At 51.2% G+C, this 12838-nt stretch carries 14 protein-coding genes; 4 read left to right on the forward strand and 10 right to left on the reverse strand.

Translation table 11 applies throughout. From position 1 onward, the window contains the following. Positions 1-68 precede the first annotated feature (68 nt). Both ribD and nrdR read right to left on the reverse strand, forming a co-directional pair. Positions 69-1172 (reverse strand): bifunctional diaminohydroxyphosphoribosylaminopyrimidine deaminase/5-amino-6-(5-phosphoribosylamino)uracil reductase RibD, encoded by a 1104-nt coding sequence (ribD, locus tag OGX66_RS11310; RefSeq protein WP_003021573.1) that lies wholly within the window; start codon positions 1170-1172, stop codon positions 69-71. A gap of 3 nt (positions 1173-1175) precedes the next feature. Beyond that, a complete protein-coding gene (nrdR, locus tag OGX66_RS11315) occupies positions 1176-1625 on the reverse strand; it encodes a transcriptional regulator NrdR (RefSeq protein WP_003021571.1) in 450 nt (149 codons plus the stop codon). Positions 1626-1778: 153 nt separating this feature from the next. Here nrdR and OGX66_RS11320 point away from each other — a divergent pair, with 153 nt between their 5' ends. Further along, a complete protein-coding gene (locus OGX66_RS11320; protein ID WP_088902662.1) occupies positions 1779-2318 on the forward strand; it encodes a SadB/YajI family lipoprotein in 540 nt (179 codons plus the stop codon). Between the two features lie 298 nt (positions 2319-2616). After that, positions 2617-3480: a nucleoside-specific channel-forming protein Tsx gene (locus tag OGX66_RS11325; RefSeq protein WP_003021561.1), complete on the forward strand. Its 864-nt coding sequence runs from the start codon at positions 2617-2619 to the stop codon at positions 3478-3480. A gap of 45 nt (positions 3481-3525) precedes the next feature. Here the strand turns inward: OGX66_RS11325 and OGX66_RS11330 are convergent, their stop codons facing one another. The 7 genes from OGX66_RS11330 to queA all read right to left on the reverse strand — a co-directional run bounded on the left by OGX66_RS11330 (position 3526) and on the right by queA (position 10241). Continuing rightward, positions 3526-4218 carry a helix-turn-helix transcriptional regulator gene (locus tag OGX66_RS11330; protein ID WP_003835974.1) on the reverse strand — a complete coding sequence of 231 codons (693 nt, stop codon included), beginning with the start codon at positions 4216-4218 and terminating at the stop codon, positions 3526-3528. Between the two features lie 23 nt (positions 4219-4241). Next, positions 4242-4607 carry a VOC family protein gene (locus OGX66_RS11335; protein WP_054528147.1) on the reverse strand — a complete coding sequence of 122 codons (366 nt, stop codon included), beginning with the start codon at positions 4605-4607 and terminating at the stop codon, positions 4242-4244. Between the two features lie 168 nt (positions 4608-4775). Beyond that, positions 4776-5747, reverse strand: a complete 972-nt coding sequence (gene secF / locus OGX66_RS11340) for a protein translocase subunit SecF (protein WP_003021550.1) — start codon at positions 5745-5747, stop codon at positions 4776-4778. 10 nt (positions 5748-5757) lie between these two features. Beyond that, positions 5758-7605 (reverse strand): protein translocase subunit SecD, encoded by a 1848-nt coding sequence (gene secD / locus OGX66_RS11345; protein ID WP_286511527.1) that lies wholly within the window; start codon positions 7603-7605, stop codon positions 5758-5760. A gap of 27 nt (positions 7606-7632) precedes the next feature. Further along, positions 7633-7965 (reverse strand): preprotein translocase subunit YajC, encoded by a 333-nt coding sequence (gene yajC, locus OGX66_RS11350; RefSeq protein ID WP_003021544.1) that lies wholly within the window; start codon positions 7963-7965, stop codon positions 7633-7635. Positions 7966-7987: 22 nt separating this feature from the next. Continuing rightward, on the reverse strand, positions 7988-9115 hold the full coding sequence (gene tgt / locus OGX66_RS11355) for a tRNA guanosine(34) transglycosylase Tgt (protein ID WP_103771098.1): 1128 nt from the start codon (positions 9113-9115) through the stop codon (positions 7988-7990). A 55-nt stretch (positions 9116-9170) separates the two neighbouring features. Beyond that, complete coding sequence (queA, locus tag OGX66_RS11360) at positions 9171-10241, reverse strand: tRNA preQ1(34) S-adenosylmethionine ribosyltransferase-isomerase QueA (protein ID WP_003021529.1); 1071 nt, start codon at positions 10239-10241, stop codon at positions 9171-9173. Positions 10242-10331: 90 nt separating this feature from the next. On the opposite strand from queA, the gene acpH reads away from it, so the two are divergent. Continuing rightward, a complete protein-coding gene (gene acpH / locus OGX66_RS11365) occupies positions 10332-10913 on the forward strand; it encodes an ACP phosphodiesterase (RefSeq protein ID WP_016149694.1) in 582 nt (193 codons plus the stop codon). Positions 10914-11081: 168 nt separating this feature from the next. Next, on the forward strand, positions 11082-11684 hold the full coding sequence (locus tag OGX66_RS11370; RefSeq protein ID WP_003021524.1) for a peroxiredoxin: 603 nt from the start codon (positions 11082-11084) through the stop codon (positions 11682-11684). Between the two features lie 165 nt (positions 11685-11849). Here the strand turns inward: OGX66_RS11370 and OGX66_RS11375 are convergent, their stop codons facing one another. Then, complete coding sequence (locus OGX66_RS11375) at positions 11850-12824, reverse strand: SEL1-like repeat protein (protein WP_048233177.1); 975 nt, start codon at positions 12822-12824, stop codon at positions 11850-11852. Positions 12825-12838 lie beyond the last annotated feature (14 nt).

The raw sequence follows: 12838 nt of genomic DNA on the forward strand, positions 1-12838 counted from the left end.
ATGGCCCCGTAAGGGGGGCGGATTTTATCATAATATTCTGTGCGCTGCTTCCTCTAAATCAGAAAGCCTCACGCAGTCGTTAAATGCAGGCAAACGTCCGGGCCCACCTGGCGTATCTCATTGAATTTAAAATGGGGTGCGTCAGCCAGTTTCTCAAGGCCTGGAAGCACACATAATCCTCGCGCATCGCTGCCTAACAGTTTAGGCGCAACATACACGATTAGCTCATCGACCAAACCGGCCTGTAATAATGCCCCCGCGAGCGTTGGACCTGCTTCAACCCAAATGCTGTTAATTTGCTGTTTGCCCAGTTGCATCATCAGCACCACCAGATCCAGATGCCCGTTATGTTCCGGCACCTTCAGGCTACGAACCGTCTCCGGCCAGCTACGAGGGTCGTCTTCAGTCCGGACAATCCAGGTTTCTCCCGGCTGTTGCACAATACGATGCTCCGGCGTGACCTGATTCTGGCTATCCAGAACAATGCGGATTGGCTGGCGCAGCTCTTCCTGCGGGTAACTCGCCTGAGTTGACTCCCCAAGCTCCGACCAACGCACGGTAAGCTGAGGGTCGTCTGCCAGCACCGTAGCACTGCTGGTTAAAATGGCATGGCTTTGCGCGCGCAAGCGTTGCACATCGCGGCGCGCCTGTGGTGAGGTAATCCACTGGCTTTCACCGCTGGCCATCGCCGTACGGCCATCAAGCGACGCGCCAAGCTTAAGCTGCAGATACGGGAATCCCGTACGCATGCGCTTGAGAAAGCCTTTATTCAGTTGCTCAACTTCGCTCATCATCAGCCCGTGGCTGACGTCGATGCCCGCCTGCTGCAAACGGTAGAGCCCACGTCCTGCGACCTGCGGATTGGGATCCTGCATCGCCGCAACCACTCGCGATACACCCGCCGCAATCAGCGCATCGCAACACGGCGGCGTGCGACCATGATGACTACAGGGTTCAAGCGTCACATAGGCCGTTGCCCCTTGCGCTTTTTCTCCAGCCATCCGCAGAGCATGAACTTCGGCATGCGGTTCGCCCGCACGGTGATGATATCCTTCACCGACGATCTCCCCATCCTTCACAATCACGCAGCCTACGTTGGGGTTGGGGTGAGTGGTAAAACGTCCGCGCGCAGCAAGCTTCAGCGCACGCGCCATGTACAATTCATCCTGCATGGCTTAGTCCTGTAGGCGAGCAATCTCTTCGCCAAATTCTTTGATATCTTCGAAACTCCGGTAGACAGAGGCAAAGCGGATGTAGGCGACTTTATCGAGCTTTTTCAACTGCTCCATCACCAGGTTGCCAATCATCTTGCTCGGCACCTCACGCTCACCAGTCGCACGCAGCTGTGATTTGATATGGTTTAACGCCATTTCGACGTCATCCGCGCTAACAGGCCGTTTCTCAAGCGCTCTGAGCATGCCGCTACGCAGCTTTTCTTCATTAAAGGGTTCACGCACGTCGTTGCTTTTCACAACGCGCGGCATGACAAGTTCAGCCACTTCAAAAGTGGTGAAACGTTCGTTACAGACCAGACACTGCCGACGGCGGCGTACCGAGGAGCCCTCGCCTACAAGACGAGAGTCAATTACCTTAGTGTCTACGGCGAAACAGAATGGGCAATGCATACGGCGTCCTGTACCTCAGTGGTTAACAGAATCTATTTTACCCTGAACTGCCGTGACAACAAAGGCACTGCGCTTTTGAGACAAAGGATCGATGCCTTCGTGCTCAGTCCACACTACCATTATGCTATCGCGACAATGAAGGAAGTAATCACAATGACAAGACGTTACCTAAGAATTCTCCTGGTGGGAAGTCTCTTTAGTCTTAGTGCCTGCGCACAGCAAAGCGAAGTACGCCAGATGCATCAAAGCGTTAGCACATTGAATAAAGAGATGGCGCAGCTTAATCAGGAAACAGTAAAAATTACGCAGCAAAATATGTTGAATGCAAAATCAACCAGCGGCGTCTATCTGCTACCGGGTTCCAAAACCCCGGCACGACTGGACAGCCAGATTGGCACTTTACGCATGTCGCTGGTAAACATTGCGCCTAACGCGGATGGTTCGCGCCTGACGCTACGGATTCAGGGTGAATCCAACACGCCTTTACCCGCCTTTAGCGCCACCGTCGAATACGGGCAAATTCAGGGCACCACGGACAACTATCAGGAAGTGAACGTTCACAACCAGTTGGTCAACGCTCCGGCGAGTATTCTTGCTCCCAGCGACGTAGACATTCCGTTGCAGATAAATGGCCTCACTCCAGAGAGGTTAGGATTTGTTCGCATCCACGACATCCAGCCTGTTAGCCAATAAACTTTTTTGCGGAACGTTTTGTGCGTTCCGCAACATCACTCCGCTCCATTTTGTTACTCCCCTGACATAACCGATATTTCTGGTAAAACTTGGCAACATTCATGAGAGCCAGTACAATTCGCCGCCTAAAGTACGCAAACGTGAACGCAATCGATTACGTAAATGATAGAACTGTGAAACAAGACATATTTTTGTGAACAATGATTTTTATAATAGGCTCCGAAGAATTACGAAATATTTAGAAACGCAAATTGCGCATTTTTCACTCCCGAAAGGGATTTCAAACAGTGGCATACATATGAAAAAAACATTACTTGCAGCCGGTGCAGTGCTGGCGCTCTCCTCGTCTTTTACTGCCAACGCAGCAGAAAATGACAAACCGCAATATCTGTCCGACTGGTGGCACCAGAGCGTTAACGTGGTGGGTAGCTATCACACCCGTTTCTCTCCGAAACTGAACAACGACGTGTATCTGGAATACGAAGCATTTGCCAAAAAAGACTGGTTTGATTTCTATGGCTACATCGATATTCCGAAAACCTTCGACTGGGGTAACGGCAACGATAAAGGTATCTGGTCTGACGGTTCCCCGTTGTTTATGGAAATCGAACCGCGTTTCTCCATCGACAAACTGACCGGCGCTGACCTGAGCTTTGGTCCGTTCAAAGAATGGTACTTCGCCAACAACTACATCTACGACATGGGTGATAACAAAGCCAGCCGCCAGAGCACCTGGTATATGGGTCTGGGTACCGATATCGATACCGGTCTGCCGATGGGTCTGTCCCTGAACGTCTATGCTAAATACCAGTGGCAGAACTATGGCGCATCCAACGAAAACGAGTGGGATGGCTACCGTTTCAAAGTGAAATACTTTGTGCCGATCACCCAGGTTTGGGGCGGCCAACTGACCTACATCGGCTTCACCAACTTCGACTGGGGCTCAGATTTGGGTGATGACCCGAACCGCACCAGCAACTCTATCGCTTCCAGCCACGTCCTGGCGCTGAACTACGATCACTGGCACTACTCTGTCGTAGCGCGTTACTTCCATAACGGCGGTCAGTGGAAAGGTGGGGATACTCTGAACTGGGGCGAAGGCGATTTCAGCGCGAAATCTACCGGTTGGGGTGGTTACCTGGTCGTAGGTTACAACTTCTAATCCAGACAATTTATCGAAAACAAGCCAGCTTAACCGCTGGCTTTTTTATGGCTGGTCTTCACAGCGTACTTTACGTAAAAAGTCACTTAGCGAACGCTCCGCAGATTCGCGAAAGTGCCTGTCGAGTGGCGTGATCTTCAGACATCGATCAACGCGAAAGCAACGATAATCATCACGCTTCTCGCACCAGCCAACCAGCAGCCAGTGCTCGCCCCAGAAAAATAAACCCAGCGGCTGAACGTCGCGCCACGAGAGGTTCCCGGACTCATCGCGATAATGCAGCGCCAGCACCTGCTGAGCTGAAACCGCGCGATGTATGAGATCGAACGCACTGCGTGAATGCGGCTGATTACCAAAATCTGGCGCGAAAATCCGCGTTTGCTCGGCTCTGCGCCGACTCTCTGGCGGCAATATCGCCAACACTTTTTCCTGTGCTGATTCCAGCGCCTGTGAGAGTGAATCCCCGCCCCATGTTTTCAGCAACCGAATCGCTACCATCAACGCTTCTGATTCGTGCTGAGTTAACATCAACGGCGGCAGATCAAACCCCGCCATTAAGCGGTATCCACTGCCCACTTCGCCTTCAATGGGCACGCCGGATAAAGAGAGATCGCGGATATCGCGATAAATCGTCCGTTCAGAAACTTCAAGACGTTCTGCCAGCAGCGCCGCCGTTGTCACTCGCCTGCCACGCAGGATTTGTACAATCTGAAACAAGCGGTCGGCGCGTCTGCTCATTTTAATCCTCAGTGCTGAAAATATTACGCGGGTTGATGTAAACCAACACGATTGCCTTCGCTGTCAGTAAATAGCGCAATCGTACCAATGTCCTGCCCCAGTTCGAGTGGGCCAAACACACACTGACCGCCAGCAGTGGCGACGCGTTCAAGCGTTGCAGTCAAATCGTCCGTATGCAGATAAATAATAGCGCCCTGCGCTGAAGGAGTAATACCTTCAAATTTAGCCAGCGCCCCGCCGGGAGCGGGATCCTGATGCGGAAATACGGCCAGCTCAGCGCAGTCCATGTTCTCCCGACGCAAAGAAACCTGCATCACTGGTTCATAAAAAGCGATGGCGCGATCCATTTGTGCTACAGGGATTTCAAACCAATTAATTACGTTGCTCATACTTCCTCCTGCCTGTGTGGGTAATCTCAGAAGGACTATAAGACAGGACTACTGACAGCATACTGTCAGTAGTATGGCGACAGGAAAAGATAATTGCCTGTCGCTAATTCACAGGCAAAAAAAATCCCGACCTTATGATCGGGATTCCAGTATCTTCACTCTTAATGGTTAAGGAAGAATCGACGGTTGATCCGCCCCTTCTTTCTCGACCTTCTGCTGCAGCATGTGCTCACGCTTCATACCCAGCTTCAGCGCCAGCGCCGATGCCACGTAGATAGAGGATGCGGTACCGATGGAAACACCGATCAGCATCGTCAGCGAGAAGCCTTCCAGTACCGGACCACCGAACAGGAACAGCATCAGAATAACCATCAACGTTGTACCGGACGTAATCAACGTACGGTGCAGCGTTTGAGTCAGTGACACGTTAAAGATTTCGTAAGGCGTACCGCGACGAATTTTGCGGAAGTTTTCACGAATACGGTCAGATACAACGATACTATCGTTCAGCGAGTAACCGATTACCGACATCAGTGATGCGACGATAGTCAGGTCAATCTCGATATGGAACAACGACAGGATCCCAAGTGTGATAATCACGTCGTGCGCCAGAGCGATAACCACCCCCGCCGCCAGTCGCCACTCAAAGCGGAAACCGACGTACACCAGGATGGAGATCAGCGCCGCCATCAGCGCCATCGCACCGGTTTGCGCCAGATCAGCCCCCACGCTCGGACCCACGAATTCAATTCGCTTCACCGCGGCGTTTTGGTTGGTGGATTCGTTAATCACACTCAACACTTTGCTGCCCAGCACCTGGCCGCCGTCCGCACCTTCAGTTGGCGGCATACGTACCATAATGTCGTGGCTGCTGCCGAAGTTCTGCAGAAGCGGATCAACGAAGCCCGCTTTCTCCAGCGCATCGCGCATCACGTCCATATCGGCCGGTTTTTCCAGCGTGATTTCAATAACCGTACCACCGGTGAAATCGAGCCCCCAGTTAAACCCGCGTACGCCCATCACCACGATGGCCGCAATCAGCAGGAAACCTGAAATGCCGAAAGCCCAGTAGTCCCAGCGCATAAAGTCCCAGACTTTACGGCCGTGGTTTAATTGTTCAACAGTATATTCCTGTGCCACTTCGCACTCCTCAGATTGACAGCTTTTTGACGCGCTTGCCGCCATACAACAGGTTTACGATGGCACGTGTACCGACAATCGCGGTAAACATCGACGTCGCCACACCAATACCGGTAGTAATCGCGAACCCTTTAATTGCCCCGGTGCCAACTGCGTACAGGATGATGACCTTGATCAGCGTCGTAATGTTCGCATCAAAGATGGAGCTAAATGCGCCCGCATAACCTTCGTTGATGGCCTGCTGCACCGAACGCCCGTTACTCAACTCTTCTTTGATACGTTCGTTGATCAGTACGTTCGCATCGACCGCGACGGCAAGGGTTAAGACAATCCCCGCAATCCCCGGCATACTTAGCGTAGCGCCCGGCAGCAACGACATAATACCGACAATCAATACCAGGTTAGCAATCAGCGCACTGGTCGCAATCAGACCGAACTTCTTATAGAAGAAGATCATGAACAGGATAGACACCACCAGACCGGCCAGACACGCTTCCAGACCCTGTTTAATGTTCTGCATACCCAGGGTTGGGCCGATGGTACGTTCTTCCACAATCTGAATCGGCGCAATCAACGCACCGGCACGTAACAGCAGAGAAAGCTGACGCGCTTCGTTCGGGTTGTTGATACCGGTGATACGGAAGCTGTTACCCAGGCGAGACTGGATATTGGCAATGTTAATCACCTCTTCCTGTTTCACCAGTACTGCACGACCGTTAGCATCTTTCTTACCGCTGTCTTTGTACTCCACGAACAGGGCCGCCATCGGCTTACCGATGTTGTCCTTGGTGAAGTTGGACATGATGTTACCACCCGCGCTATCCAGCGAGATGTTAACCTGCGGCTGATTGTATTCGTCCTGGCTGGAAGTAGAATCGGTGATATGGTCACCGGTCAGGATCACGCGCTTGTACAGCACAACAGGCTGACCTTCACGAGACTGTTTCACTTCCGAATCACCCGGAACACGACCCGATGCTGCAGCGGACTGGTCAACGTTGGTGTTTACCAGACGGAACTCCAGCGTCGCGGTTGCGCCCAGAATTTCTTTCGCACGCGCGGTATCCTGAATACCCGGCAGTTCGACCACGATGCGGTCAGCGCCCTGACGTTGTACCACCGGCTCAGCAACACCCAGTTGGTTAACACGATTACGCAGAATGTTGATGTTCTGCTGTACCGCGTACTCACGGGCTTCGCTCAGGCGCGCATCGGTCATTACAGCACGCAGTGCATTGCTGCCCTGGCTGGAAATAACCAGATCCTGGTGACGTTTGCTCAAGTAAGAGATAGCTTCATCACGGGCGCTGCTATCACGGAAAGTGATGCTCAGACCGTAGTTATCTTCTTTGCGAACGGTAGTATAAGGAATGCCTTTTTCACGCAGATCGCTGCGCAGGCTATCGATATTTTGTTCCTGCAACTTACTCAGCGCGGTATCCATATCCACTTCCATCAGGAAGTGAACACCGCCACGCAGGTCAAGGCCGAGTTTCATCGGTTCTGCATGAATGGCAGCCAGCCAGCGCGGGGTTGCCGGAGCAAGGTTAAGCGCCACGACGTACTGATCGCCCAGTACGCCCATTAATACTTCACGTGCGCGCAGTTGGGTATCAGTGGAGTCGAAGCGCGCGAGAATAGCACCCTCTTCCAGAGCCACAGACTTAGGTGTGATTTTATCTTCTTGTAACGTTTTCTGGACCTGGATCAGCGTTTGCTCACTGGCGGCGGCACCGCGCACGCCAGTGATTTGAACAGCCGGATCCTCACCATACAGGTTGGGAAGCGCATAGAGCAGACCGACGACAATCACGACGATCAGCATGACATACTTCCACAAAGGATAACGGTTTAACACGGCAGTTCCCTTTGGGAAAACAATAAATTACAGCGCCTTCATGGTGCCTTTCGGCAGAACGGCAGCTACGAAATCACGTTTAATAACCACTTCAGTGGTGTCGTTCAGCGCGATAGCGATGTAGCCAGATTCTGCTACTTTGGTCACGCGACCCACCAGACCACCGTTAGTCAGCACTTCATCGCCTTTCGCAATGGAGTTCATCAGATTTTTGTGTTCTTTGGTACGCTTTTGCTGCGGGCGCAGGATCATGAAGTAGAAAATCAGACCAAACACCACCAGCATCAGAATCAGAGACATCGGGCTGCCCTGCGCCGGAGCACCTGTTGCCGCTACCGCATCAGAAATAAAAAAGCTCATTCAAATTCCCTCATTATTAAAATTAATCAACGTTCACAGGTGGAACTGGTCTACCCTGACGTTGGTAAAAATCGGTCACGAAGCTCTCTAATTTACCCTCTTCAATAGCCTTGCGTAAACCCGCCATCAAACGCTGGTAGTAGCGAAGGTTATGAATCGTGTTGAGACGCGCGCCCAATATTTCGTTGCAACGGTCGAGATGATGCAAGTAAGCGCGCGAATAATTGCGACAGGTGTAGCAATCACACTCAGAATCGAGCGGACTGGTGTCGCTTTTATGTTTCGCGTTACGAATTTTTACCACGCCGTCAGTCACAAACAAATGACCATTACGGGCATTTCGCGTTGGCATCACACAGTCAAACATATCGATACCGCGACGCACGCCTTCAACCAGATCTTCTGGTTTACCGACGCCCATCAGGTAACGCGGTTTATCTGCCGGAATCTGCGGGCAAACATGTTCCAGAATGCGGTGCATATCTTCCTTCGGCTCACCGACAGCCAAACCGCCGACAGCGTAGCCATCAAAGCCGATATCTACCAGACCTTTGACGGAGATATCACGTAAATCTTCGTAAACACTGCCCTGAATGATGCCAAAAAGCGCATTTTTGTTGCCGAGGCTATCAAAACGGTCACGGCTGCGCTTCGCCCAACGCAGAGACATCTCCATCGAGCGTTTAGCATAGTCCCAGTCGGCCGGATACGGTGTACATTCGTCGAAGATCATCACGATATCGGAACCGAGATCGTATTGAATCTCCATCGACTTCTCGGGATCGAGGAAAATCGGATCGCCGTTGATCGGGTTACGGAAATGCACGCCTTGTTCGGTTATCTTCCGGATATCGCCCAGGCTGAACACCTGGAAGCCGCCGGAATCGGTGAGGATCGGCCCTTTCCACTGCATAAAATCGTGCAGATCGCCGTGCAGTTTCATGATTTCCTGCCCCGGGCGTAGCCACAGGTGGAAAGTGTTGCCGAGGATGATCTGTGCGCCGGTCGCTTCAACTTCTTCCGGCGTCATGCCTTTTACTGTGCCGTAAGTACCGACCGGCATAAAAGCAGGCGTTTCTACTACGCCACGATCAAAAACCAGGCGGCCGCGGCGAGCGCGACCGTCTGTGGTATCCAGTTCAAATTTCATCTTCACTCCTGCGTCAGAAAAACAGTCCGACGTTTTAAACACTCATGCCGGAAACTTATTCCCCGACACGCTCAGAAATAGCCTGCGGATTGTACGTGATAAACATCGCATCCCCGTAACTAAAAAAGCGATATTCCGCTTTTACCGCTTCATGATAGGCGTGCATGGTGTTTTTATAACCAGCAAATGCGGAAACCAGCATAATCAGTGTCGATTCCGGCAGGTGGAAGTTGGTGACCAGAGCATCAATCACCTGATATTTATAGCCTGGATAAATAAAGATTTGTGTATCGCCGAAGAACGGCTCGATTAGATCGTTTTTGGCCGCCTGCGCCGCACTTTCCAGTGAACGTACGGAGGTGGTGCCCACCGCAATCACGCGGTTACCGCGCGCTTTCGCCGCCAGCACCGCGTCCACCACATCCTGCGGCACTTCCGCATATTCGGAGTGCATAATGTGGTCTTCAATAGTGTCTACGCGCACCGGCTGGAAAGTGCCCGCTCCAACGTGCAGGGTGACGAACGCCATTTCAATGCCTTTATCGCGCAGTTTAGCCAGCAGCGGATCGTCAAAATGCAGACCCGCGGTCGGCGCAGCGACGGCACCCGGTTTTTCGCTGTACACGGTCTGGTACAGCTCGCGGTCGGCGTCTTCATCCGGACGGTCGATATACGGCGGCAACGGCATATGGCCAATCGCGTTGAGGATATCCAGCACGCTGCGTTCGTCGTTAAACTCAACTTCAAACAGCGCGTCATGGCGCGCCACCATCGTTGCTTTAATGCTTTCGTCATCGCCCAGCAGCAGCTCGGCGCCCGGTTTCGGCGCTTTCGAGGCACGAATATGCGCCAGAATACGTTTGTCATCCAGCATACGCTCGACCAGCACTTCAATTTTACCGCCGCTGGCTTTACGACCAAACAGACGCGCAGGAATGACGCGGGTGTTGTTAAAGACCAGCAAATCGCCAGGGTTGAGCTTATCGAGCAAATCGGTGAAAGTACCGTGCGTCAGCGCGCCCGTCGGCCCGTCCAAAGACAGCAAGCGACAGCTACTGCGCTCAGCTTGCGGATAGTGGGCAATCAGGGATTCGGGTAGTTCAAAGGTGAAATCGGTAACGCGCATGACACTGACTCAGACTAAAATAAGAGGCGGGTAGTCTAGTGCCGGGGCGTTCTCCCTGCAACCTTTACCCCTCTGGATAAACATTTAACGATGAATTTTCTTGCACATTTGCATCTCGCTCACCTTGCCGACAGTTCGCTTTCCGGCAATCTGCTGGCCGATTTTGTCCGGGGTAATCCGGAAACGCACTACTCGCCTGATGTGGTAGAAGGCATCTTCATGCATCGTCGTATCGACGTGATGACAGATAACCTGCCGCAGGTGCGTGAAGCCAAAGAATGGTTTCGTAGCGAAACGCGCCGCGTCGCGCCGATTACGCTGGATGTCATGTGGGATCATTTTCTGTCGCGCCACTGGTCGGAGATCTCCCCTGACTTCCCGCTGACGGACTTTGTGCGCTATGCCCGTACCCAGGTAACCACTATTTTGCCGGAATCGCCGCCACGCTTTATCAATCTGAATAACTATATATGGTCAGAGAAATGGCTTGAGCGCTACCGGGACATGGATTTTATCCAGAACGTCCTGAACGGCATGGCCAGCCGCCGTCCACGGCTCGATGCCCTACGCGACTCATGGTATGACCTCAATACGCATTACGATGCGTTAGAAGAGCGATTCTGGCAGTTTTATCCGCAAATGATGGACCAGGCGCGGCGTAAAACCCTTTGATTGCAACCCGCATTCCCCGCCGGATAAGCCGTAGCCGTCATCCGGCAAAAGATTGATAGACAAAACCTGTCTCATTGATTGCCAACGCCTCTTTGTCTTATTCACGAACACTCTCTATACTGGCCCGCGTTGCGTTCCAAAAACCCCTTAACATTGCAGGAGAATTATATGGTACTGGTAACTCGTCAGGCTCCGGATTTCACAGCAGCTGCGGTACTGGGTAGCGGTGAGATCGTTGAAAACTTCAACTTCAAACAGCATACCAACGGTAAAACTACCGTTCTGTTCTTCTGGCCGATGGACTTCACCTTCGTTTGCCCGTCTGAACTGATCGCATTCGACAAACGTTACGAAGAATTCCAGAAACGCGGCGTTGAAGTTGTTGGCGTTTCCTTCGACTCTGAATTTGTCCACAACGCATGGCGTAACACCCCTGTCGACAAAGGCGGCATCGGTGCAGTGAAATACGCAATGGTTGCTGACATTAAACGCGAAATCCAGAAAGCCTACGGCATCGAGCACCCGGAAGCTGGCGTTGCTCTGCGCGGTTCTTTCCTGATCGACGCTAACGGCGTTGTTCGCCACCAGGTGGTTAACGATCTGCCGCTGGGTCGTAACATCGACGAAATGCTGCGCATGGTTGACGCGCTGCAGTTCCACGAAGAGCACGGCGACGTATGCCCGGCACAGTGGGAAAAAGGTAAAGAAGGTATGAACGCTTCTCCGGACGGCGTAGCAAAATACCTGACCGAGAACGTTTCCAGCCTGTAATTGGCATGAATCGACAAAAGGCCCGCTAGTGCGGGCCTTTTTCTGATGTCAGAACTCGGAATGCCCGATGGCGCTGCGCGTATTGGCCCTACGCGAGCAGACACTTGTTGTCTCATTATACGGCCGATGAATAATCGCATACAGGTACAAACCAAACGTTGAACATCAAGGCGCCGGCGGAACCGCATCCATTTGAACCTCCCAGGAATAGTAGTCATCCTCAACCAACGTTTCTTTGATTTTTGACGCCAGCGCGACACTTCTCTCTATCTCTATTTTCGTCATTTGTAGCGGAATCAGATTTTTTAAGTTAACGTTGTTATATTCATTCAGAATATTTTCTTTATATCTTTCCGAAGCATGTCTTTTGTAACCTTCTTTATTAAAATAGATAAAGGAATCGTTAGCAATCATAGACCATGCATATGCCATTTCAATATCTCGTTTAACGCTAACACCATAAAAATAAAACTCACTCAATCTTATTTGTGCATACTGAGAACCGTGAATTCCACTCACCTTATAAGCAGAAAAACTATCTTCAAGCTCTTCTCTTGTTAAATTATCTATTCTGTTTTCCAGAGAATTTAGCTGCTTATTATTACTATCTTTATACGAAAAACCGGAAGGAAATAAAATGCAATCAGCCAGATAAGAATGGATATGATAGCCTCCCTTTATGGCGTAACGAGTATAACGAATCAACCTTTTTCGTACATCTTGTGCTAACGGGTTGAAGGTCGAATTTGTCTCACCCGCACTCCATAAAAGGCCATTAGCAGCAAGCCTGCTCGCCAAGGGATACTGTAAATCAGCTAGTCGGGTGATAAATTCACTATAATTCATATTAAATACATCAGGCCGTCGAAGAGACAAACCATCATAACTCACTAATCTGTGAGCATTGCTCCTGATGAAATCATCTAAAACATCATCGTCACCAACTTCTTTCTGAATTCTGGCATACTGAATCATAGCATTTTTATCCCACAACCAGGCATGACGAATCAATTCAATAAGTTCTGTTTCATCCTCAATTTGTGGTATTTCTGGTGTTATAGCCTCTACCATTTTCCATGAATACTCAACTGTCCATAACTTATCTTGCGGAAGTAATGCGGCCGCGATGACATAATCCATATAAATTTCCTTTA

Origin of the sequence: Citrobacter sp. Cf072 (assembly GCF_030334485.1) — a bacterium.
Taxonomy (GTDB): Bacteria; Pseudomonadota; Gammaproteobacteria; order Enterobacterales; family Enterobacteriaceae; genus Citrobacter; species Citrobacter freundii.

What these genes read in the sequence shown, in the direction of transcription:
- ribD (WP_003021573.1), bottom strand. Translation starts at nt 1,172, where the DNA reads ATGCAGGATGAATTGTACATGGCGCGTGCGCTGAAGCTTGCTGCGCGC.
- nrdR (WP_003021571.1), bottom strand. Translation starts at nt 1,625, where the DNA reads ATGCATTGCCCATTCTGTTTCGCCGTAGACACTAAGGTAATTGACTCT.
- OGX66_RS11320 (WP_088902662.1), top strand. Translation starts at nt 1,779, where the DNA reads ATGACAAGACGTTACCTAAGAATTCTCCTGGTGGGAAGTCTCTTTAGT.
- OGX66_RS11325 (WP_003021561.1), top strand. Translation starts at nt 2,617, where the DNA reads ATGAAAAAAACATTACTTGCAGCCGGTGCAGTGCTGGCGCTCTCCTCG.
- OGX66_RS11330 (WP_003835974.1), bottom strand. Translation starts at nt 4,218, where the DNA reads ATGAGCAGACGCGCCGACCGCTTGTTTCAGATTGTACAAATCCTGCGT.
- OGX66_RS11335 (WP_054528147.1), bottom strand. Translation starts at nt 4,607, where the DNA reads ATGAGCAACGTAATTAATTGGTTTGAAATCCCTGTAGCACAAATGGAT.
- yajC (WP_003021544.1), bottom strand. Translation starts at nt 7,965, where the DNA reads ATGAGCTTTTTTATTTCTGATGCGGTAGCGGCAACAGGTGCTCCGGCG.
- tgt (WP_103771098.1), bottom strand. Translation starts at nt 9,115, where the DNA reads ATGAAATTTGAACTGGATACCACAGACGGTCGCGCTCGCCGCGGCCGC.
- queA (WP_003021529.1), bottom strand. Translation starts at nt 10,241, where the DNA reads ATGCGCGTTACCGATTTCACCTTTGAACTACCCGAATCCCTGATTGCC.
- acpH (WP_016149694.1), top strand. Translation starts at nt 10,332, where the DNA reads ATGAATTTTCTTGCACATTTGCATCTCGCTCACCTTGCCGACAGTTCG.
- OGX66_RS11370 (WP_003021524.1), top strand. Translation starts at nt 11,082, where the DNA reads ATGGTACTGGTAACTCGTCAGGCTCCGGATTTCACAGCAGCTGCGGTA.
- OGX66_RS11375 (WP_048233177.1), bottom strand. Translation starts at nt 12,824, where the DNA reads ATGGATTATGTCATCGCGGCCGCATTACTTCCGCAAGATAAGTTATGG.